Annotated in this window: 16 protein-coding genes and 1 pseudogene; 14 read left to right on the forward strand and 3 right to left on the reverse strand. The window is 39.0% G+C overall.

Annotation, left to right across the window (positions count from 1 at the left end; translation table 11 throughout):
* The first annotated feature begins 85 nt into the window (after positions 1-85).
* From K8L98_RS24945 to K8L98_RS24990, 9 genes are all read left to right on the forward strand, one after another.
* Entirely contained in the window at positions 86-1,297 is a 1,212-nt protein-coding gene (locus K8L98_RS24945; RefSeq protein ID WP_243551411.1) for a multidrug effflux MFS transporter, read from the forward strand.
* 864 nt (positions 1,298-2,161) lie between these two features.
* Positions 2,162-3,043: an aminoglycoside 6-adenylyltransferase gene (locus K8L98_RS24950; protein ID WP_243551413.1), complete on the forward strand. Its 882-nt coding sequence runs from the start codon at positions 2,162-2,164 to the stop codon at positions 3,041-3,043.
* Positions 3,044-3,566: 523 nt separating this feature from the next.
* Complete coding sequence (locus tag K8L98_RS24960; RefSeq protein WP_243551416.1) at positions 3,567-5,387, forward strand: sigma-54-dependent Fis family transcriptional regulator; 1,821 nt, start codon at positions 3,567-3,569, stop codon at positions 5,385-5,387.
* 144 nt (positions 5,388-5,531) lie between these two features.
* Positions 5,532-6,728, forward strand: coding sequence for an iron-containing alcohol dehydrogenase (locus tag K8L98_RS24965; RefSeq protein ID WP_243551418.1), 1,197 nt, complete (start codon positions 5,532-5,534; stop codon positions 6,726-6,728).
* Positions 6,729-6,757: 29 nt separating this feature from the next.
* Positions 6,758-8,218, forward strand: a complete 1,461-nt coding sequence (locus tag K8L98_RS24970; protein WP_243551420.1) for a CoA-acylating methylmalonate-semialdehyde dehydrogenase — start codon at positions 6,758-6,760, stop codon at positions 8,216-8,218.
* A gap of 26 nt (positions 8,219-8,244) precedes the next feature.
* A complete protein-coding gene (gene hisD, locus K8L98_RS24975; RefSeq protein WP_243551422.1) occupies positions 8,245-9,528 on the forward strand; it encodes a histidinol dehydrogenase in 1,284 nt (427 codons plus the stop codon).
* A gap of 92 nt (positions 9,529-9,620) precedes the next feature.
* Positions 9,621-11,057 (forward strand): GntP family permease, encoded by a 1,437-nt coding sequence (locus tag K8L98_RS24980; protein ID WP_243551424.1) that lies wholly within the window; start codon positions 9,621-9,623, stop codon positions 11,055-11,057.
* Positions 11,058-11,275: 218 nt separating this feature from the next.
* Positions 11,276-11,737 carry a universal stress protein gene (locus K8L98_RS24985; RefSeq protein WP_243551426.1) on the forward strand — a complete coding sequence of 154 codons (462 nt, stop codon included), beginning with the start codon at positions 11,276-11,278 and terminating at the stop codon, positions 11,735-11,737.
* Positions 11,738-11,956: 219 nt separating this feature from the next.
* Positions 11,957-12,619 carry a C40 family peptidase gene (locus tag K8L98_RS24990; protein ID WP_243551428.1) on the forward strand — a complete coding sequence of 221 codons (663 nt, stop codon included), beginning with the start codon at positions 11,957-11,959 and terminating at the stop codon, positions 12,617-12,619.
* A gap of 392 nt (positions 12,620-13,011) precedes the next feature.
* On the opposite strand, the gene K8L98_RS24995 is transcribed toward K8L98_RS24990, so the two are convergent.
* Together K8L98_RS24995 and K8L98_RS25000 are read right to left on the reverse strand one after the other, a co-directional pair.
* Positions 13,012-13,218 carry a CsbD family protein gene (locus K8L98_RS24995; RefSeq protein ID WP_243551430.1) on the reverse strand — a complete coding sequence of 69 codons (207 nt, stop codon included), beginning with the start codon at positions 13,216-13,218 and terminating at the stop codon, positions 13,012-13,014.
* 14 nt (positions 13,219-13,232) lie between these two features.
* Positions 13,233-13,760 (reverse strand): general stress protein, encoded by a 528-nt coding sequence (locus K8L98_RS25000; protein WP_243551433.1) that lies wholly within the window; start codon positions 13,758-13,760, stop codon positions 13,233-13,235.
* A 1,644-nt stretch (positions 13,761-15,404) separates the two neighbouring features.
* On the opposite strand from K8L98_RS25000, the gene K8L98_RS26945 reads away from it, so the two are divergent.
* From K8L98_RS26945 to K8L98_RS25010, 4 genes and pseudogenes are all read left to right on the forward strand, one after another.
* On the forward strand, positions 15,405-15,449 hold the full coding sequence (locus K8L98_RS26945) for an erythromycin resistance leader peptide (protein ID WP_169095632.1): 45 nt from the start codon (positions 15,405-15,407) through the stop codon (positions 15,447-15,449).
* Between the two features lie 388 nt (positions 15,450-15,837).
* Positions 15,838-16,656, forward strand: coding sequence for an MFS transporter (locus tag K8L98_RS25005; RefSeq protein ID WP_275976778.1), 819 nt, complete (start codon positions 15,838-15,840; stop codon positions 16,654-16,656).
* Between the two features lie 53 nt (positions 16,657-16,709).
* Complete coding sequence (locus tag K8L98_RS26635; RefSeq protein WP_275976780.1) at positions 16,710-17,027, forward strand: MFS transporter; 318 nt, start codon at positions 16,710-16,712, stop codon at positions 17,025-17,027.
* A 112-nt stretch (positions 17,028-17,139) separates the two neighbouring features.
* Positions 17,140-18,593: pseudogene (locus K8L98_RS25010) on the forward strand (Msr family ABC-F type ribosomal protection protein).
* Positions 18,594-19,084: 491 nt separating this feature from the next.
* Here K8L98_RS25010 and K8L98_RS25015 read toward each other — a convergent pair.
* Complete coding sequence (locus tag K8L98_RS25015) at positions 19,085-19,228, reverse strand: hypothetical protein (protein ID WP_243551435.1); 144 nt, start codon at positions 19,226-19,228, stop codon at positions 19,085-19,087.
* A gap of 462 nt (positions 19,229-19,690) precedes the next feature.
* Here K8L98_RS25015 and K8L98_RS25020 point away from each other — a divergent pair, with 462 nt between their 5' ends.
* Complete coding sequence (locus K8L98_RS25020) at positions 19,691-20,446, forward strand: GntR family transcriptional regulator (RefSeq protein ID WP_243551437.1); 756 nt, start codon at positions 19,691-19,693, stop codon at positions 20,444-20,446.
* The last annotated feature ends 559 nt before the right edge of the window (positions 20,447-21,005 follow it).

The raw sequence follows: 21,005 nt of genomic DNA on the forward strand, positions 1-21,005 counted from the left end.
CTGAAATTGTGAAATTTTGCAATAGGTTGTGAAAAAAGAAAAGTTTAATAGAATATAACTGTTTTTATAGAAAGGCGAGAAAAACTTGAACCAATTTACTGAAAAAAAACGATTACAACTTGCTTTACTTTTAGGATCACTTGCACTTTTAGGCCCTTTTACAATTGATATGTATTTGCCTTCATTCCCTACTATTGTAAAAGAATATAGTACGACTGCATCTTTAGTACAAATTAGTTTAACTACGTGCCTATTAGGTCTTGGTTTGGGGCAATTAATTATTGGTCCAATGAGTGACGTTCTCGGACGCCGTAAACCACTGCTTATTTTTCTCATCATGTATTTGCTAGCTTCCGTAGTATGTGCATTTGCACCGAATATTTATTTCTTCATCGGGGCCCGCTTTTTACAAGGCTTTGCAGCTGCAGGTGGACTAGTTATTTCAAGGGCCATTGTGCGTGATGTTTATAGTGGAAGGGAACTGACCAAGTTTTTTGCATTATTGATGGCCGTAAGTAATTTGGGTCCTATTATTGCACCTATAGCAGGAGGCAGTATCCTCTCCTTTACAAATTGGACGGGAGTATTTATTGTATTGGCTTGTATTGGTATGGTTTTGTTTTTGATTATTTCATTGAAACTGGAAGAAACATTACCAATTGAAAAGCGTATTCCAAGTAACTTTATTCAAGTATTGAAGAATTTTGGTTCCTTATTAAAAGATCGTCAATTCACAGGGTACGCATTTACTCAAGGTTTTATCATTGCAGGAATCTTTGCTTATGTATCTGGTATTCCTTTCGTCTATCAGAATATTTATGGTGTATCACCTCAAGTATTCAGTCTCTTATTTGGAGTGAATGGAATTGCCTTAATAATTGGAAGCCAGCTTGTTGGCCGTTATTCAGATGTCATACCAGAGAAAACTTTTTTGAAGATAGGTTTAATTCTTTCTAACACAGCAGGTGCTGTATTACTATGGGCACTTCTTATAAAAGCACCGTTATTTGCTATTGCCATTCCTATATTCTTTTTAGTATCCTGCATCGGAATTATTGCTACGACATCTTTTTCATTAGCGATGGAATCACAAGGACATATTGCGGGAAGCGCTTCGGCACTATTAGGTGTACTCCCGTTTATACTTGGCTCATTAACAGCTCCACTCGTCGGAATAGCAGGAGAATATTCAGCCATTCCAATGGGTGTCACTATCTTTTCAGCAAGCTTTATGGCCTTTCTATCCTATTATGGATTAGTCCGAAAAGCTTCTGTTGCTGTACAAACTTCAAGATAATGGTAGGGAGCTATCAAAACTTAGAAAAATGTTTGATTGTATGAATATGATTAAATAAAACATGTTTATATGAGCAGCCCACCCAAATTTACGGGCAGATGTACACGGTAGAGCTGGAGATCGTTTTCTTAAATGGATACAATGGAGAATTTTAATAATATAACCCAATTTATTTACTAGACAACTTTTCTACCAAATAAAACTACAAAATGAAAGAATATTGATATTCAACTACATTTTGAGGTTTTGTTTTATTGATTTGGCCTTTTCCTTACAGAAAGGCTTTTTTTGTGTCTATCCATATACAATGTGCTGCTTCCATTATCTCCATTATTGAAAATAATGAGAAAGAAAGTGATTTTTTCATTCATTCATCAAACGGGGCTATAAATGAAGAACTAAGGGAACCCAGATAAGATTGGAGTTCTCTTTTGTGCTGTCTTAGAGCATACCTTATAGGGCATTTTATAAAGAAGATATCGTTCATGAGGTTTATATTTCATTAATGGGCGCAATTAAGCAACAAGAATTGTACTCTATCTTTATGTAAGGGCCATATTGTGGAGTAACTCATTTTAAAGATAAATGGATAATTTGATAGATTTTATGGGCGGTTATGAAGAAAGTACATAAGGTAACTCAGCAGGTTAATAACACGTTTGGCGAAACTTAAAGAAGGAATTGGTGTGCATATGTTGAAATAACAAAGATATTTCTAAATTAAGAAAGGAAGGCTGGAATGAAAAAAAGATTTAATAAATTATAACCTATATTTAACGGGTTAGGGTTACATCATTCACGAGCCCCTCCATTGTGAATCAACTTTCCATTCAAAATTCATTATGACATGCGGAGGGATAATTAATGAGAAATGAACAAGAAATGATGGACCTAATAATAAACACTGCCATTGAAGATGAACGTATTCGGGCCGTATACATGAACGGTTCGAGAACCAATCCGAATGTTCCAAAAGATATTTTTCAGGATTACGATATTGTTTATGTGGTAACAGAAACTTCTACCTTCATAGAAGACGAGAATTGGATTAATCTATTTGGTGATTTGCGGATGGTTCAAGAACCAGATAAGCTTGATCACGGGATTGGATTAAATATGAATTTCGAACGCCGATATGCATATTTAATGTTATTTACAGATGGCAACCGGATTGACCTAACACTTCAAACAAAAGAAACGGTGCTTGAAGAGTATGGAAAAGATAAACTTACGGTTCCGTTATTAGATAAAGATGAATTTTTACCATCAATCCCTTCACCATCAGATATAGACTATCATGTAAAAAAGCCAACCGAAGGCCAATTCGATAGTTGTACAAATGATTTTTGGTGGTGCTTACAAAACGTTGCAAAAGGCATATGGCGTGATGAGCTGCCATATGCAAAGCTAATGTTTAAATATACGACAAGAGAGTCTTTGGATGAGATGGTCAATTGGTGGATTGGAATTGAATATGATTTCCAAGTATCAACTGGGAAGATGGGAAAGTACTTCAAAAAATTTCTTCCCGAATCATACTGGGAAATGTATCAAAAAACATATTCCGATGGCAGTTGCGAAAATATGTGGGATTCTCTATTTATTACCTGTGAATTGTTTCGGGCCTTAGCAAGAGATGTGGCAGAATCTCTTTCTTTCACTTATCCAGCTGATGACGATAAGAACATAACGGAATATCTGCATCATGTAAAAAAATTACCTCCAGATGCAAAGGAAATCTATTAGTAAATGGACATTATTAAAGTTTAAGTTAAACATCGTAAATCAACTTCTTCTGTGTCCAAAGTTAAACTGCTGCTGGGAGCAAACCCTTCTGATGAAAATGGATTATTTGTGTCAACATGAGGTTTTACATCCCAAGCTATTAATGCAGCCAATAACCATTTCAAGCTTAAGGTTAACAAACCCAAATGATCAAAACTTTATTAGTTATCTGATGGAGTAGCCTCAGTTAATGACATATTGCTTGCTTTGAGTAAGAGACTATGCTCGTATTATGGACGCTATGGATATAGCTATAAAACAACTAAAGAAGAAAAAGAACCTGTACTCTAGGTCTTCTGAAGAATAGAGGCATTGCGAATTCCGCAATGCCTCTTTTTGTTCTTTAGCACACCTGATGTTGGATAAAGTGTCCATGTAATGGACAGGTGTCTAAAAACAATACATTTTCTGAATATTTCGTGTATAATGAAGCCAACCTGGCAGATTGTTTTTAGGAAGGCTGCCGATTTTGGAGGTCTGAGAAATGCTTTTAGATTATAAAAAAAATGCGGAAGCCAATTACGATAAAGTGAAAAATGAAGAGCCGGTCTATAAATGGATGACATCTAATCCGATTACCTTGTTGGAATCCCAAACATTACGAGAGGCAATTACCCTGCTCGATACCCATAACATTGACGGGTTGCCTGTCATATCGCCGGACCGACATGTTATAGGACTGATTACAAAGTCTGGATTGATGAAATGCTTTGCAGAAGGAAGATCCCCAGATACGGTTGTTGCTGAAGTAATGAAAACGTCCATTGTGGTGATAGGGCCCAAACATTCGATTTCGGATGCTTGGAAAATTCCTGTTGGGCGCTTGCCTGTTGTGGATGAACAAGGGTGTCTAGTCGGGATTTTAACCAGGACAGATATTCTTCATTCATATTTTCATTGCCTGGCACAACTGCAAGAGACTGTTCATACAGCAGAAACATTAAGTGTTATTTTGGAAAGCGCTTACGAAGGAATCGCTGTTATTGATTCAGCTGGTGTCGTTCATGAATTTAACGACGCTTATTGCCGTTTTATCGGAAAAAGCAGAGAAGAAGTGATTGGAAAGCATGTGACCGAGGTCATTGATAATACGCGCTTACATATTGTTAGTGTTACCGGAGTGGAGGAAAGAGGTTATATCCAGCGCATACAAGGTCAGGATATGGTCGTTCACCGAATTCCAATCCGAAAAGATGGAAAAGTAATCGGAGCAATCGGGATGCTTATTTTTGAAGGGGTAAGCGAGCTATATAACATCTTAGGTCGTATGCAGGAATTATCGCGTAAAGTGGCAAATAACAATCTGCTTTCCCAGGAACATCTCAAGATTAACGGGTATTTTGAAAGAATCATTGGAAACAGTAAAGCGATCCTTTCTGTAAAAAAGACTGCAAAGAAAGCAGCAGCCACTCCTTCTACAGTCTTGATTACAGGAGAAAGCGGCACGGGAAAGGAGCTTTTTGCTGAAGCGATTCATCAGTTAAGTCCTTTTGCGGAAGGTCCTTTTATCAGCGTAAATTGCGCGGCTATCCCAGAAAACCTGCTTGAAGCAGAGTTATTTGGCTATGAAGAAGGTTCATTTACAGGCGCGCGCAAGGGTGGAAAGCCCGGGAAATTCGAGGTGGCGCACAAAGGGACATTGTTTCTCGATGAAATAGGGGACATGCCAATGCCGATGCAGGCAAAAATTCTCCGAGTGCTGCAAGATCGCGGAGTGGAACGTGTTGGCGGAGTATCGCTGCAGCAGGTGGACGTACGCATCGTCGCAGCAACCAACCGGGATCTCGAAGACATGGTCAAAAAAGGGACCTTCAGAGAAGACCTGTATTACCGCCTGAATATTATCCGGTTGAACCTTCCGCCGCTGCGAGAAAGAAAAGAAGACATTCCCGCCTTGCTCTCGCATCACCTTGGCGCGTTTTGTGAAAAGTTCAGCATGCCTCAAAAGTTTTTATCGCCAGAAGCCATGAAATTACTATGTGAATACGGTTGGCCAGGGAATATTAGGGAGCTTCTTAATACGATTGAAATGCTCGTCAGTTTATCAGAAAACCAGGAAATTACTGCAGACGATCTGCCTGTCCATTTTCTCAGCGATCCTATTTCAGCAGATTTGCCCAGCCAATTGGATACTAAGCAGAATGTGCTAGATGAATTGAAAGAAAGGATCTTGAGCAGTGAAAGAGATGCCATCATTAAAGCACTTTCTGAGACGAATGGAAATAAAGCGTCGGCAGCACGAAAACTTGGCATTCAGCGGTCAACTCTCTATGAAAAATTAAAAAAGTACAACCTAATGAGGTAAAGTGTCAGAAATTCGGACATAATCCGGACATAAGTGTCCAGAACGGCGAACACTCAGAGGTGAAAACCGCCTATTTAACCAGATTTTTTAGTTGGCACGCTTCTTGCATCATTATGTAGTAAGCAGATGCAAGGAGGGAAAAATGTGAAAGAATTTTCAGAGTTTCGTATGCCTAAAGCTGTATTTTACGGTCAAAATTCACTCAGCCAGCTTGGCAGGCTAACAGCAGAACATGGAAGCAAGGTGCTTCTTGTAAGTGACCGGATCATGGAACAACTGGGCCATGTTAAACGCTGTATCGAGTATTTCGAACAGCACAATCTAACTTTTGTCTCCTATTTGGATGTCAACAGTGAACCAACTGATCAGCATGTCACCGAGGCACTTCATCTTTGCATAAGAGAAAAATGTGATGTAATCGTGGCAATTGGAGGCGGCAGCTGCATTGATGCAGCGAAAGCGGTGGCTGTGCTCGCCACAAATGAGGGCTATATAGGCGATTTGGGAGGGAAAACTTCCATTAATAAAAATCCACTACCGCTGATTGCCATTCCGACGACTGCAGGTACAGGTTCAGAGGTAACAAATGTAACCGTTATCACTAATACACAGCTAGATATAAAGATGATGATTAAACATCATGCCTTTCTTCCATCTGTGGCGATTGTTGATCCGACACTTACGCTTTCAACGCCGTCCCATGTAACAGCTGCAACGGGGATTGATACCCTGTGCCATGCAATTGAGGCTTATATATCGCGCCTTTCCCAGCCGTTAACACAAAATATGGCGGCGGCAGCTATAGAAAGTGTCATGAAATACTTAAGAACTGCTTATCAGAATGGTAATGATCTCGAAGCAAGAGAGAAAATGGCAATTGCCTCAATGCAGGCAGGTCTTGCGTTTACCAACGCCTCTGTAACGCTGGTGCACGGGATGTCCCGTCCAATAGGGGCTTTATTCCATGTGCCTCATGGTATATCCAATGCAATGCTGCTTCCGGCCGTTCTGGAATTTACAAAAGAATATGCAATCGATTCATTGGCAGAACTAGGACGTATTATTGCACCAGATTTGAAAGCGCTATCGAACGAAGAGCTTGCTGATGTGACAATCAAGGAAATTAAGCAGCTTTGCGCTGATTTAAAGATTCCAAACATGAAGGCATGGGGAGTAGATGAAATAAAATTCGAACAGGTCGTTGAAAAAATGGCTACCGATGCCCTTGCAAGCGGTAGCCCTGGCAATAACCCAAGGGTTCCGAAACTTCTGGAAATGATTGAGTTATACCAACATTGCTATAACTATGACTTTCAGCCATCTCAAACGATAAATTTATAAACACTTTTACTAATAAGGAGGATCATAAAATGACTTCGAATACAGCTACTCAAATTCTAAAAAACTTTATTGGAGGACAGTGGTTGGCTTCCACTTCAGATAAAACAGAGACGGTACCCAACCCTGCGACAGGGGAAATACTTAGCCTTGTACCACTTTCAAACCGCGAGGATCTGGATCGGGCGGTCGCCATTGCAGAAGAAGCGTTCCAGACTTGGAAAACGACAGCCGTGCCAAAGCGTGCACGGATTCTGTTCCGCTACCAGCAGCTCCTCATCGAGCATTGGGAGGAACTAGCCCGCCTGATTACTAAGGAAAATGGAAAAAGCTATGACGAAGCCTATGGTGAAGTGCAGCGCGGGATTGAATGTGTTGAATTTGCAGCCGGCGCTCCGACATTGATGATGGGCACTCAGCTTCCGGATATCGCAACTGGCATCGAATCCGGCATGTACCGCTATCCAATCGGAGTCGTCGGAGGAATTACCCCATTTAACTTCCCGATGATGGTCCCTTGCTGGATGTTCCCGCTCGCCATTGCATGCGGAAATACATTTATATTAAAACCGTCCGAACGTACGCCATTACTCGCCAATCGATTGGCAGAATTATTTCAGGAAGCAGGGCTTCCGGATGGTGTCCTGAATGTGGTGCACGGAGCACACGAAGTAGTGAACGGGATTCTTGACCATAAAAAAGTGAAAGCCGTTTCCTTCGTTGGCTCACAGCCGGTTGCAGAATATGTATATAAATCTGCTGCAGCCAACGGTAAACGTGTACAAGCTCTTGCAGGTGCGAAAAATCACTCGATTGTATTGCCGGATGCAGATCTTGACCTTGCCGTCACGAACATTCTCGGCGCTGCATTTGGTTCAGCCGGTGAACGCTGTATGGCTTGTGCGGTCGTAGTGGCAGTCGGTGAAATTGGGGATCAGCTTGTTGATTCTTTAGTGAAGGCAGCGAATGAAATCAAAATTGGCAACGGGATCGAAAAAGGGGTATTTTTAGGTCCGGTTATCCGTGACTCCCATAAAGCAAAAACGATTCAATACATCGAAGCAGGTGAAAAGGAAGGAGCCCGCCTGATCCGCGACGGCCGCACCGATGAATCACCTAATGAAGATGGATATTTCATTGGGCCGACGATTTTTGATGAAGTGAAGCCAGGCATGAAAATCTGGAATGAAGAGATCTTTGCCCCAGTGTTATCGGTCGTTCGAGTCAGCACACTTGAAGAAGCTATTGAAATTACCAATCAATCGGAATTTGCAAACGGTGCCTGCCTGTATACAGACAGCGCGAAGGCAGTGCGCCAGTTCCGCGATGACATTGATGCAGGAATGCTTGGCATTAACTTGGGCGTCCCAGCTCCAATGGCTTTCTTCCCATTCTCAGGATATAAGAAGTCATTTTATGGGGACCTTCATGCAAACGGCCGTGATGGTGTCGAATTTTATACGCGCAAAAAAGTGCTGACAGCACGTTATTAATAGACGATTAAAGGGGGAGAATCAGGATGGCAAAGTTTTTAAAGATAGGGAAGAGCAAAGAAGAAATAGCTGCGTATGAAGCGCAAGTATATGAAACTGTGAAAAATTTAATTGGGGATATTGAAAAAAACGGCGATGCTGCCGTAAGGTCTTACTCTGAGAAGTTTGATAAATGGTCACCGGAGAATTTTAAGCTTTCACAGCAGCAAATCGCAGAAATCATCGCCTTAGTGCCCGAAGAAACAATCAATGATATCCAATTTGCACAGGAACAAATTCGGCGCTTTGCGCAAGCGCAAAGAGAAAGCATCAGAGACGTCGAGGTAGAAACGCTTCCTGGGGTAATTCTTGGACATAAAAATATCCCTGTTGAAAGCGTTGGCTGCTATATACCAGGCGGAAGATATCCGATGGTGGCATCCGCACACATGAGTATATTGACAGCAAAAGTAGCAGGTGTGAAAAGGGTGATCGGCTGTACCCCTCCAATAAACGGTGACATCCCTGCAGCCACAGTTGCAGCGATGTCATTAGCGGGTGCAGATGAAATCTATATCCTTGGAGGTGTGCAGGCAATGGCCGCGATGGCGATTGGCACTGAAACGATTGGCTCAGTGGACATGCTTGTAGGACCGGGCAACGCCTATGTAGCAGAGGCAAAACGCCAATTATTCGGTCGTGTCGGCATTGACCTTCTAGCTGGTCCCACTGAAGTGCTGGTGATTGCCGATGAGACCGCGGATGCCGAGATGGTCGCTTGTGACATTTTAGGACAGTCCGAGCATGGTCCAACCTCACCTGGGGCGTTGATCACGACTTCGGAAAAACTGGCTCTTGAAACGGTAAAAGAAATTGAGCGCCAGTTAGAGACATTAGAAACGGCAGAAGTGGCCCGTATCGCTTGGGAAGAAAACGGCTCAATTATTTTAGTAGATAGCCTGGATGAGGCTGTCGTGGAGGCTGATAAACTAGCTTACGAGCATGTAGAAGTGCTGACTGAGAACCCGCGTTACTTTTTGGATAAGATGAATAACTATGGTGCACTTTTCCTCGGTCCGGAAACCAATGTGGCGTACGGGGATAAGGTCATTGGCACGAACCACACCTTGCCGACAAAAGGAGCAGCCCGATACACAGGCGGCCTCTGGGTTGGTAAATTCTTAAAAACGTGCACATACCAGGAATGTACTCCAGAAGCGAGTGTGTTCATTGGTCAATACGCTGAACGGCTATGCGGGATTGAGAATTTTGCCGGACACCGTGAGCAAGCGCTGCTTCGGGTACGCCGCTACAGTAAGGTAACAAATTAACTGTCATTGAAAGTCTTGCCTGCCTTCACTGGAGGCAAGGCATCTATCACAAGTAAATTGACAGAATTTTCATGAATTGGCAGGGTGACGAAATGGAACTATTCATTATATTATTATCCCTAGGATTGCTAATGTTTGTCGCTTACAAGGGGTTTTCGGTTATATTATTCGCGCCTCTTTGTGCATTGCTCGCAGTTATGCTTACTGATCCATCGCATACTCTGCCATTCTTCTCAAATATTTTCATGGAGAAAATGGTCGGCTTTATCAAACTGTATTTTCCGGTATTCCTGCTCGGGGCTATTTTTGGAAAGCTTGTAGAAATGTCCGGGATTGCAGCATCTATCGCTAAAACGATCGTCCACTTCGTTGGTGCAAAACGAGCGGTGCTGGCTATTGTATTGATGTGTGCGATCTTGACCTATAGCGGCGTTAGTTTGTTCGTGGTCGCCTTTGCGGTCTATCCTTTTGCAGCAAACCTTTTTCGAGAAGCGAATATTCCGAAGCGTCTGATTCCGGGAGCAATCGCTCTTGGGGCACTTTCGTTTACGATGGACGCACTGCCGGGAACACCGCAAATTCAAAATGTAATCCCAACCACTTTTTTTAAGACAACCATTTACGCGGCACCAACCTTGGGAATTATCGGCGGGATCTTTGTCTTCGTCTTAGGGATCTTATATTTGCAGTCGAGGGTCAAAAAAGCAAAGGCAGCGGGGGAGGGATACACAGGCTTTGTTCAGGCGAATGAAGAAATGGCAGCGACTGCTGAAATGAAGCTGCCAACCCTTGATGTTCCTCCTGTAAAAGTGAGTCCATGGCGACAGGCTTTGGCTTTTGTTCCGCTTATTTTAGTAGGAGTGATGAACAAAGTCTTTACTGTTTCGCTGCCTAAATGGTATCCGAACGGCTTTGATTTTTCAGCGATCGGGCTCGACGCACTAGGCAAGATTGATTTGACAGCGGTAGTTGGCATCTGGTCCGTTGAAATGGCATTAATCATTGGAATAATAGCAACGATGGCCTATAATTTTAAGGGAGTTGTCTTGAACTTCCAGACAGGAATAAATGCGAGCATCAGTGGCGCATTACTTGCAGTCATGAACACTGCTTCCGAATACGGGTTTGGAGGCGTAATCTCATCGCTTCCGGGTTTCGGCGTTGTCCGGGACGGCATTTCTCATACATTCACAAATCCGCTCATCAACTCAGCGGTTACAACGAATGTGCTGGCGGGTATTACCGGTTCTGCATCCGGCGGCATGGGAATTGCGCTCAGTGCGATGGGTGATCAATACTACAAAGCTGCGGAACAGTTCAACATTCCATTGGAAGTCATGCATAGGGTTGTCGCGATGGCCTCGGGAGGAATGGATTCCTTGCCTCACAATGGAGCTGTCATCACGCTGCTTGCAGTAACAGGATTGACTCACAAACAAGCATACCGCGATATTTTTGCGATCACCATTATAAAGACAGTAGCGGTTTTCTTCGTCATTGCGGTATATAGTATGACAGGTCTCGTTTGACGATCAGTGGAGCTGTACTTTATTAACAATCTGAAGCTGACAAGCAACTATAATCATAACCTTCTCTTTCAAGAGAAGGTTTTTTAGTGTTTATTTTTCCATCAGATAACTATTATTTACAGTTAAGGGCAATATGTGTTGGTTCTGAAGAGATAGGGTAAAGGTAATTAAATAAAGAAAAAATATGTCTCTATAATTCAGATCAAGGAGAGGTTGTTATGATTTATAAGAGGATATTAGTAGCGATTGATGGTTCAGAGGGCAGTAAGCAAGCGTTACAACAAGGCTCTGAGCTAGCAAGGAACAATGGGGCAGACTTGACGTTGATTTATGTTAAGAATGAAACCCACCTGCCACTTTATGGTGGAGTATACCCCGTAAGTGCAGCAGGCACTCAAATTATTCAGGAAGAAGTAGAAAGAGCTGAAGAAGTTGAGATAAGTAAGGGTGAGGCTATATTAAGAAAAGCTAAAGAAGCAGTATCTCCTGATATTAAGGTAACTGCAGTCCTATTAGATGGTGACCCAGCAGCATCCATTTGCGGGTATACAGAAAAGAACAACATTGACCTTATCGTTATGGGAAGCCGAGGACTAAGTGGAATAAAGAAGTGGGTCTTAGGCAGTGTCAGCCAAAAAGTATTATCAGAGGCCACACAGGCAGTTCTTATCACTAAGTAAGTTCAACAGCATGGCTAAAAAATGAGTTAATAAGAACTCTCCTGATATCTGGAGGGTTCTTTTTTCGGTTAATTCTGAATTCCAATAATAGCGAAGAATGTATAATCCGCGCAAATTTTGCATTATTTTGTAAAGTAATTGAAATATAATTACAATATTGCTGTTACTTAATGATGCTAATATTAAGAAAATAGCAAGTTAGTAATATGGGGGTAAAGCATGAAAAAATTAATTGCATCGTTTGTCTTAACAGGCGCTTTATTAAGCAGTCCAGTTGTTGGTAGTGCTGCATTGGGTGATCAGACATTAAAAAGTGGGATGTACCATTCAGATGTAAAACAATTACAAGAATCATTGAAAAAAAAGGGTTACTTTACTAATAAATCAACAACAACATATTTTGGTCCTATTACAAAAAGCGCTGTTATTAAGTTCCAAAAAGCTAAAGGATTAAAAGCAGATGGAATAGCAGGTAAAAATACATATAAAGCTTTAGGGAAGCAAGTAAGTCAGCCAATAGTAAAGAATAAGTCCAATATCGTGACTACTGCAAAAAAATATTTAAATGTACCCTATGCTTGGGGCGGAATGTCTCCAAGAGGGTTTGATTGCAGCGGATACTTAAATTATGTTTTTAATGAAAGTGCAGGTAAAAAGCTTCCTAGAACAGTAGCAGATATTTATAAGCAGGGGGTTAAGACTTCTTCACCTCAGGCAGGAGATTTAGTATTCTTTGAGACATATAAGACAGGGGCTTCTCACGCAGGTATATATTTAGGGAATAATCAATTCATACATAGTTCTTCTTCTAAAGGTGTAACTATTACGTCAATGAACAATTCCTATTGGTCTGAGAGATACTTAGGGGCTAAAAAATATTAAAATAGGTTATATATCTATCCAAATTCTTTTAAATGCTAATCATCAATTTGATGGTTAGCATTTTTGTGTCTAACCTTAAACAATGGTGCTGCTTTCTTTATCTTTATTATTGTAAATATGGGAAAACGCTAAAGGTTATTTTGGATAAAGATCTGTTCAATGCGAGAAGGGACGGACGCTGAAAAATTCCATCTCTTCAAAATGGAAGTACCAACCATTGTAGGTATAGTGGCTTCCCGTTATATAAAAAGTTATGCTTCCATGATCAGTAAAAGTGATCCGGAAAATAGCTTGTGGAGCTTGTGAAAGCATTAGACAAAACAAACTTAAGCATTACACGATTATAAAAAGAAAATCCCCGCCATGCTCATAATTGACGGGAATTTGATTTTTTAATATTGTCCCATTCTGCTATACCAGTCATCGTACTCACGTTCAGCATCTTCTTTTGTTTTTCCGTGTTTTTCCTGGATCTTTCCTATCATTTTTTCACGGTTGCCCTGGGCCTGATCGTAATCATCATCCGTTAAGTTTCCCCATTGTTTTTGGGCTTCACCCTTAAACTGTTTCCACTTGCCTTCCATAATGTCGTTTTTCACTTTTAATCTTCCTCCTATTTTTTGGAATAAGAATCTTCATAACGATGAGCATTTGTAGAACGATACGTACGGAATGTATCGTTTACCTGTCTGTGACGCTCTACTTCATTTGTTTCTACAAGAACAAGTATGTCACCGCCCTCTACGGCTTCCTCATATTCTTTCGCTTCTTTTTCAGGAATCCCTAAACCGACAAGAGCTCCAACTAGACCGCCTGCACCAGCACCGACTGCAGCTCCTCCTAAAGCAGCTGCGATTGGTCCAGCGGCTACAATCGGACCGATTCCAGGAATAGCGAGAGCACCTGCACCAAGCAGCAAGCCACCCAATCCGCCTAGAATACCTCCTGCACCAGCACCAACTGCAGCTCCCTCTGAAGCTTTTGATCCTGTCTCTTCTTGAATGTGTTTTACTTCCTTTTTATCTTTTGCTATTACTGAGATCTCATTTTCACTGTAACCCTGGTGTCTTAATTCTTTAATCGCGTCAATTGCATCATCTTCTGTCCGGAAAACGCCTACTACTTTAGTATGCATATTCATCGACTTCCTCCTTTTTTTAGATGATAACTACATAGTTTTTGTTCCCTAAGGAAGATATAACTAAACTTTTTTTAGCACATTTGAGCTAAAATCACCATGGAGGCGGTCTTCTAGTTATCTTAATTCGCCGCTCCTCTGTCAAGGATGCAGCGGTAATCACCATTCCTGATTCTTAAATATATCGAATCGGTTTGCCCAGTGATTGTCATCCAGGCCAAATCTAAAACCATTGATGAGGCGACTGGATAACCTCTGTTTTAATCTGGACGCTGCAGAACAAAGTCCCAGGACTCTTTGACATTTTTTTATTAATTCGACTAGGTATAACTATGGAAGAATAAGAATCTCACTTAGAAAAATTTAGAAGAATCATATTAATGAAATGCCGCGCATAAATTATATAAAACAATAAGAAAGTGCGGTGTTTTTGTGTTTACAAATGCTGAATTGGTTAAGAGCGAAATGATTCACGGTAGGCAGTATTTGACGATTGGAGGGATATTTCATTCAATTAAGGATGTTGAATGCTATAACTGTAAACTAATCGTTCATTTGGATAACAAAACTAATCGTAAATATTTAACAGATATGATTTTTCTTAATGTTATTTCAGGGTTATATGAATCGGTTAAAGGAATGTATGATGAGGAATTTGAGGACGCAATAATGGATATTGCTATGAAACATGTATATCTAAAGAAAACTGCATAAACATAGGAAAATTAATATAATATCAGTTCTGGCTTTTCTGTTCATTTGAACTAGTATTCTTACTAACTATTCTTAACCGGCAGTGATAACGCTTGAATCAAAGATCCGGAGTTTGGTAGATTATTGTTCCCTAAGGCTACTATTGGGTAGAAAAATTATAAATAAATTAGATGATCATAATAAGAAAATGAGAATGATTCTGACCTGTCTGGATATGTATCTGTCGAAGGAAGTCCTAAAATTAAAGAGGGGAATATCGAATATATAGCTGCTTCTTCTGCTCAACGGAAACAAGTAATCGGAACTAACTTATCAAAAGTGCGCTTCATTTTCTTTTTGCTGAATTGGAGATTGAAGAAATAAAAATTTGTGTCGAAGCAACGAAGGAATTTCAATATTTTTTCTTACAATAACTAATTTTAGCCTTTATTACACCATAACGTTTGACTGTACAGTTTTTGTAGTTGTATGATAAAAGCAATAGGGAACGGTTTTATATTAAATCCTTGTGATTTTTGAAGTTAGCGTTGAACATACGCACCATATTAGTTAAATCCAAAACCGGAGGGATGATTAAGTTGAAAAATATAATTAAGAAATTAATAAGTGATCCAAAGGTACAAAAAGCAGTCAAAGAAAAGGTAGTACCATTGGTAAAAAAAGAAATTGAAAAAAGAAGAGGAAATAAATAGTCATTCACATTGATTAATGCAATTAGGGGGATACGTCTTTTCCATACTATTTACAAAAAAGGTATTTAGAAGAATAATAACTATCTCCAATTTAAAGGGGATTAATAATATACAAAGAAATGAAGCTAGATACATGTTATAGCCATCGAATCAGTTAATATGTTATATAGCTTTGACTTTTTTTAAGAGGAAATTTATAATAATCATTGTACTTTTAAACTTTAAGGAGGATTATTAAAAAATGACACACTCTATGAGACTTCGTTTCCCATCTTTGAACCAGTAATTTAATACATTCAAAGACTCTGTTTGTATATACAGAGTAAACGGGATCAGTCTGTCCTTTTTTAATAATCTTCATATCAAATACAATCATGTATTGTGAAGAAAGGCGGTTCGTTCTGCCTTTCTTTATTTTTTGTGATTTCCTTTCTTTTTTAGCAAACGGGAGGTTTATTTGATGACGGCTACCTTTGCTTAATCCTTATCAAAAGGATGGGCCATTTTCCCTTTACTCCAAATCACAGGCAGATTGCCTGTGATTTTTTATTTTTTTAAAAAAATAATTGGAGGGATATTATATAATGATGCTATTTTTCTATTAATACTTTCTTTAGTTTTCAGCTCGTATCGGTGAAGAATCGATACGTAAATTTTAGGAGGTATCAATTAATATGGAAAATAAAAACTGGAAACGAAAATTATTTGCAATTTATACAGGGCAGTTCTTTTCATTACTGAGTAGTTCTGCAGTTCAATTTAGTATTATTTGGTGGTTAACCGATACAACAGGTTCTCCTCTTGTATTAACACTGGCAGGGTTAGCTGGATTTTTGCCGCAAGCATTGGTTGGACCATTTGCTGGAACATTGACGGATCGTTACTCGCGAAAAATGTTGATGATTCTGGCTGATATGACTGTGGCACTTGGAAGTTTACTTTTATTTGCATCGATGTATTTTAGCGAACCAAGTATTGCATTAACCGTACTCGTTTTAATCATTCGTTCACTGGCAGCTGCCTTTCATATGCCGGCAATGCAAGCTTCAGTCCCACTGCTTGCACCTGAAGAGCATCTTACAAATGTTGCTGGCTGGGGACAGACGGTGAGTTCTGTGTCAAATATTGCAGGACCAGCATTAGGTATGTCATTACTTGCAGTTCACTCGCTTGAATGGGTGTTATTGCTAGATGTTTTAGGTGCTTCTATTGCTTGTACTTCTTTGCTGTTTATTCGTATTCCAAGAATGTCAATAACAAAAGACAGGGTTTCTAGTAGCTTTATTACTGAAATGAAAGAAGGGTATTTTGCGATTGTGGAGCATCCTCTTCTACTAAAGTTAACAATTGTAATGACAGTGGCAGCTGTCCTATATATTCCTCTCGGCACTTACTTTCCACTTATTACACGTAATCATTTTGAAAAAGGTGTAGTAGAAGCAGGGATAGTCGAGATTGCATTTGCGATTGGCTTAATAGTGGGGGGACGATAATAGGTGTCCTAGGAGAACGTTTTGATAAAATCAAAACAATGGCAACTGGGATGATGTTAATGGGCGTTGCATTATTCATTTCTGGTTTGCTCTCACCGTCACTTTTCTATGTATTTATTGTGCTGAGTGGTTTAGTTGGTTTATCTGGTCCATTATTTTCAGCTCCGTTCTATGCCTGTATTCAATCAGAAATAGAGCCGCATTTACTTGGGCGGGTATTCAGTTTTGCAACAAGTCTATCTCTGCTGGCGACACCAATTGGGTATGTGCTAGCTGGAGTATTTATGGAATTAACAAGTGTAGCCATACTATTTTCATTAACAGGTGTCTTAATTATTCTTAATGCAGTGGTAGCAATTAAGGCGAAGTAGGAGGATGAAAACATTGCAATTCTTATTATTTTATTGATACGAGCTTGAAATAGAAGCTCGTATCGATCATAGCTATCGATACGAAATCATAAAATTTCGGGAGGTAGCAAAAATGGAACAAATATGTTTTGAATTAGAAAATGTCGAAGTGACATATTTAGATAAAGAGATATTAAAGATTGAACGGTTAGCTGTACATCAATTTGACCGAATCGGTATCGTCGGTAAAAATGGTGCAGGGAAAAGTACACTATTAAAGTTAATTGCAGGTAAAATTCAACCATCAAGCGGAAAGGTAAACCGTCACGTAGAATGTGGTTATTTTGAGCAACTTGAAGCTCCTGCTGCTGAAGCAGCTGATTTAGCTTTACTTGGAAAATTGTCAGTTCCAAAAAATTCAGAACAGCTTAGTGGTGGGGAGCAAACAAGGCTGAAGCTTGCGCAAATGTTTACTCATTATTACGAAATGTTACTAATTGATGAACCGACAACACATTTGGATCAAAATGGCATATCCTTTTTAGTAGATGAATTACGATATTACTATGGAGCGCTTATGTTAATTAGTCATGACCGTGCGGTACTAGACGAGCTCGTCACAACTATTTGGGAAATACATGATGAAAAGGTTGTCATATATTCAGGAAATTACAGCGATTACATGGCACAGAAGCAGTTAGAACGTGAACAACAGAGTCAAGCTCATGAACAATTCATTAAAGAAAAGAGTCGACTAGAAAAAGCAGCGCAGGAAAAAATGAAAAAGGCTGAAAAAATTGCTCAAGCTGGAAGCATGTCAAAAAAAGAAGCGAATGCAAAACCTAACAAAACGTTTATGACGAAATCAAAAGGGACGAGCCAAAAAGCCATGCAACGTGCTGCGAAAGCAATTGAGCATAGAATGGAAAAACTTCAAGAAGTTGAAGCTGTACAAGAGGAAAGGCAAATCGTGTTCCGCCAGTCAAAAAAATTGGAATTGCATAATAAGTTCCCAATTATGGCAGACCGATTAATTCTCCAAATTAAGGATAAAGTGTTACTGGATGAAGTGAGTTTCCAGATGCCACTCGGTAAAAAAATAGCCATTACTGGTGCAAATGGCAGTGGTAAAAGGACATTGCTTCAACATATTGTTAATGATGGTGCGGGTTTAACCATTTCGCCCAAAGCAAAAGTTGGCTATTTCAGTCAAATGAGCTATCAGTTTACAAGTGATGAAACAGTATTACAATTTTTGAAAAGTCGCTCCGATTATGATGAAGGATTTTTACGAAGTGTTTTACATTCGATGCAGTTTGTCGGCACAGATATACTGAAAAGTGTGAAGTCATTAAGTGGTGAGAAGCGATTCGCCTCCAACTTTGTCAGCTGTTCTTAGGAGAATACAACATTTTAGTATTAGACGAACCAACCAATTTTTTAGATATCCATGCCATCGAAGCATTAGAACGATTTATAGCTGCATATGAAGGGACAATCGTATTTGTATCCCATGATCAAGCGTTTATTAAAAATGTAGCAGACTTAAAGTATAATATTTTTGAGAAGAAATTGAATCAAGAGTAATTTTAAATTCTATGAAAAGCCGAGAGATAACCTCGTTGGTATCTATACTTGCCTATAAAAAAGACTAAAGGGTTAAAACAATGTTACTATATTTTTGGCCCTTACTGGCTCTTTTCTCAGGGCATTAGTTCAAAAAGAAGTACAAAAGAATCAAAACTTGAACCTTTTTGGGGTACGGAAACGATTCGCTGTTTGAGGGGTCACTCTGGAAAATATAGTAATTTAAGATAACCTATCTCCAATGATAGGTTTTTTATTTTAGTATAAAATGAAGTTATCAAAAAATTTTTACAAAAAGAAGGGGTATAAATTGCCGAGTATTCAGGATACCACCTACCCTAGAATCAAGAGCAACCTGACAGTTAAAGAATTAGATGAAGTTTATATACCACAACGAACAGAAATAGCTTGGACAGAGGCGAAATCTAAAGGAACCTTACAACAATTAGCTTTATTAGTTTTAATCAAATCCGTACAAAAGCTAGGATATTTTAAAAGAGTTGATGAGATTCCAGAGGTGAAATCGTGGCATACATTTCATCACGAAGTTTGGTGTAAATTTCCCATGAGTCCTCGTCCCACCATCTTGAATCCCATCGGTTCATCATCCATCGAATTTTTTCAACTTCTAACATTCGAATTACTCCTTTTCATTATATTGAGGATATACTTTTTTCTTTTGCTACAGGCACATCGAATGGAAGTTTCGGGGGTTTACGATTGAGATCAATACGATATTTCCCAAATCGGTTAACATGTGCCGTCACATAAGGGCTCAAATAAGGAATCAGTTCTTATTATTAAGGGAATGTAATTTATGAAACGAAATTGGAATAACAATGAGTTGATAGAACACTTTGGTGTAGCCCCAAGCGAAAGAAAACTAATTGGTAATAAAACAGGCGCAAGTCGTAAGTTTCCCATTCAAATGAGTTAGGCTCAAAATTACGTATAATAAGTAAAGAATTGCAGCAGTGCCTTTCTGAATTTTTCAGTGAGACACTTTCTCTTTATTTTACTAGAGCTGAAAATTATCGTATATTAGTGAAGAAAAGAATGTAAAAAGCATTTGATGTTTGGGAGGGAATTTGCAGAAAATGAAACTTGATACAAGTAAAGAGGCGGCACCCCTCTATATTCAGGTGAAGAATGATATCAAGAAGAAAATCGAAAACAAGGTTTGGAATCCAGGTGATAAAATCCCTTCTGAGTTAGAGCTTTGTAAAACCTATGACGTCAGTAGAATTACTGTTAGGGAAGCCATCAATGAATTAGTTTGGGAAGAGTACTTAGTGAGAAAAAGACCAACAGGTACTTTCGTATTAGATCAAAACGAGCAGATTGAAGAAAAAAATAACTATTATACGTATGTTAGAGGCTTCACCTTTGAAATGAATGAACTAGGTAAAAAAGCAACTACTAAAAGAGCAAAGATATCAATAGTCCAAGCAGACCAGCATGTTGCGAAGCAATTAAATATTTCCGCAGGGGAAAATGTATATGAGATAAGACGGGTACGAGGTACCGAAAATAATGTAATGGTCTATTTTAAAACGTTTATTAAAACAACTGTAATTTTACCAACAGACCCAAAGGATTATTATGGATCGTTATCCAAAATGTTAAATGAAAAAGGTATTCACATTTCGAAGATTAAAGAATATCTAGAAGCAGTAAAGCCAACGGAAGAAGTAATAAGGGAATTAAATATTGCAGAAGATACTCCAGTCCTAAAACGGGTAAAAAAAACTTTTTGTAAAGATATTGATTTTGCAGAATATACAGAATGCTATTATATTGGAGACCAATATCGTTATTATATTGACCTTAATTCGACCAAGGAGAAATTCTAAAATTTCAAAAAATGTATTGCAATAGATATTTTTTTTGGGTAATCTATTGTCATAACATTATGATGTCGAATAGCAGAGAACAAAAAATGCAGATAAAGGGAACTAGTCCATATTTTACAATGCGTTTGTTATTTTGAATATTCGTTAAATCCTGTCTACACAGGATTTAAATTTTGAATTATATTGTTATAACATAATATCAATATATCGATATTATAAAATGTTTACATTAGATTTAAACTCTATTAATATTTACCACTTACCATTAAGCAGAAAAGCAAATTTTATTCTGAAGGGGGGTGAAATAATGTTCGGCCGTTTGTTTGTAAAAAAGTTACACCGTTTATAAAAAGGATTGATTAAAATATAGTACATATTTTATAAGAACATTGATAAATCAAGATTTATGAATATTTTTTATCGAACTTACTTTATTCTAAAAATGTGGTCAACATGAGAGGATTAAAGGATTTGATCAATCTTTTTTCAAAAAATAAACTACGTCGTTTTGATAGATCAATGTTCATAGCGTATTTTTAATCGAAATTTTTACAAGGCA

The organism is Metabacillus dongyingensis (assembly GCF_019933155.2).
Classification (GTDB): domain Bacteria; phylum Bacillota; class Bacilli; order Bacillales; family Bacillaceae; genus Bacillus_P; species Bacillus_P dongyingensis.

Bases quoted from the DNA above. Each gene is read 5' to 3' on its own strand.
- K8L98_RS24950 (WP_243551413.1), top strand. From the start codon at position 2,162: ATGAGAAATGAACAAGAAATGATGGACCTAATAATAAACACTGCCATT.
- K8L98_RS24960 (WP_243551416.1), top strand. From the start codon at position 3,567: ATGCTTTTAGATTATAAAAAAAATGCGGAAGCCAATTACGATAAAGTG.
- K8L98_RS24970 (WP_243551420.1), top strand. From the start codon at position 6,758: ATGACTTCGAATACAGCTACTCAAATTCTAAAAAACTTTATTGGAGGA.
- hisD (WP_243551422.1), top strand. From the start codon at position 8,245: ATGGCAAAGTTTTTAAAGATAGGGAAGAGCAAAGAAGAAATAGCTGCG.
- K8L98_RS24980 (WP_243551424.1), top strand. From the start codon at position 9,621: ATGGAACTATTCATTATATTATTATCCCTAGGATTGCTAATGTTTGTC.
- K8L98_RS24985 (WP_243551426.1), top strand. From the start codon at position 11,276: ATGATTTATAAGAGGATATTAGTAGCGATTGATGGTTCAGAGGGCAGT.
- K8L98_RS24990 (WP_243551428.1), top strand. From the start codon at position 11,957: ATGAAAAAATTAATTGCATCGTTTGTCTTAACAGGCGCTTTATTAAGC.
- K8L98_RS25000 (WP_243551433.1), bottom strand. From the start codon at position 13,760: ATGAATATGCATACTAAAGTAGTAGGCGTTTTCCGGACAGAAGATGAT.
- K8L98_RS25005 (WP_275976778.1), top strand. From the start codon at position 15,838: ATGGAAAATAAAAACTGGAAACGAAAATTATTTGCAATTTATACAGGG.
- K8L98_RS26635 (WP_275976780.1), top strand. From the start codon at position 16,710: ATGTTAATGGGCGTTGCATTATTCATTTCTGGTTTGCTCTCACCGTCA.
- K8L98_RS25015 (WP_243551435.1), bottom strand. From the start codon at position 19,228: ATGTTAGAAGTTGAAAAAATTCGATGGATGATGAACCGATGGGATTCA.
- K8L98_RS25020 (WP_243551437.1), top strand. From the start codon at position 19,691: ATGAAACTTGATACAAGTAAAGAGGCGGCACCCCTCTATATTCAGGTG.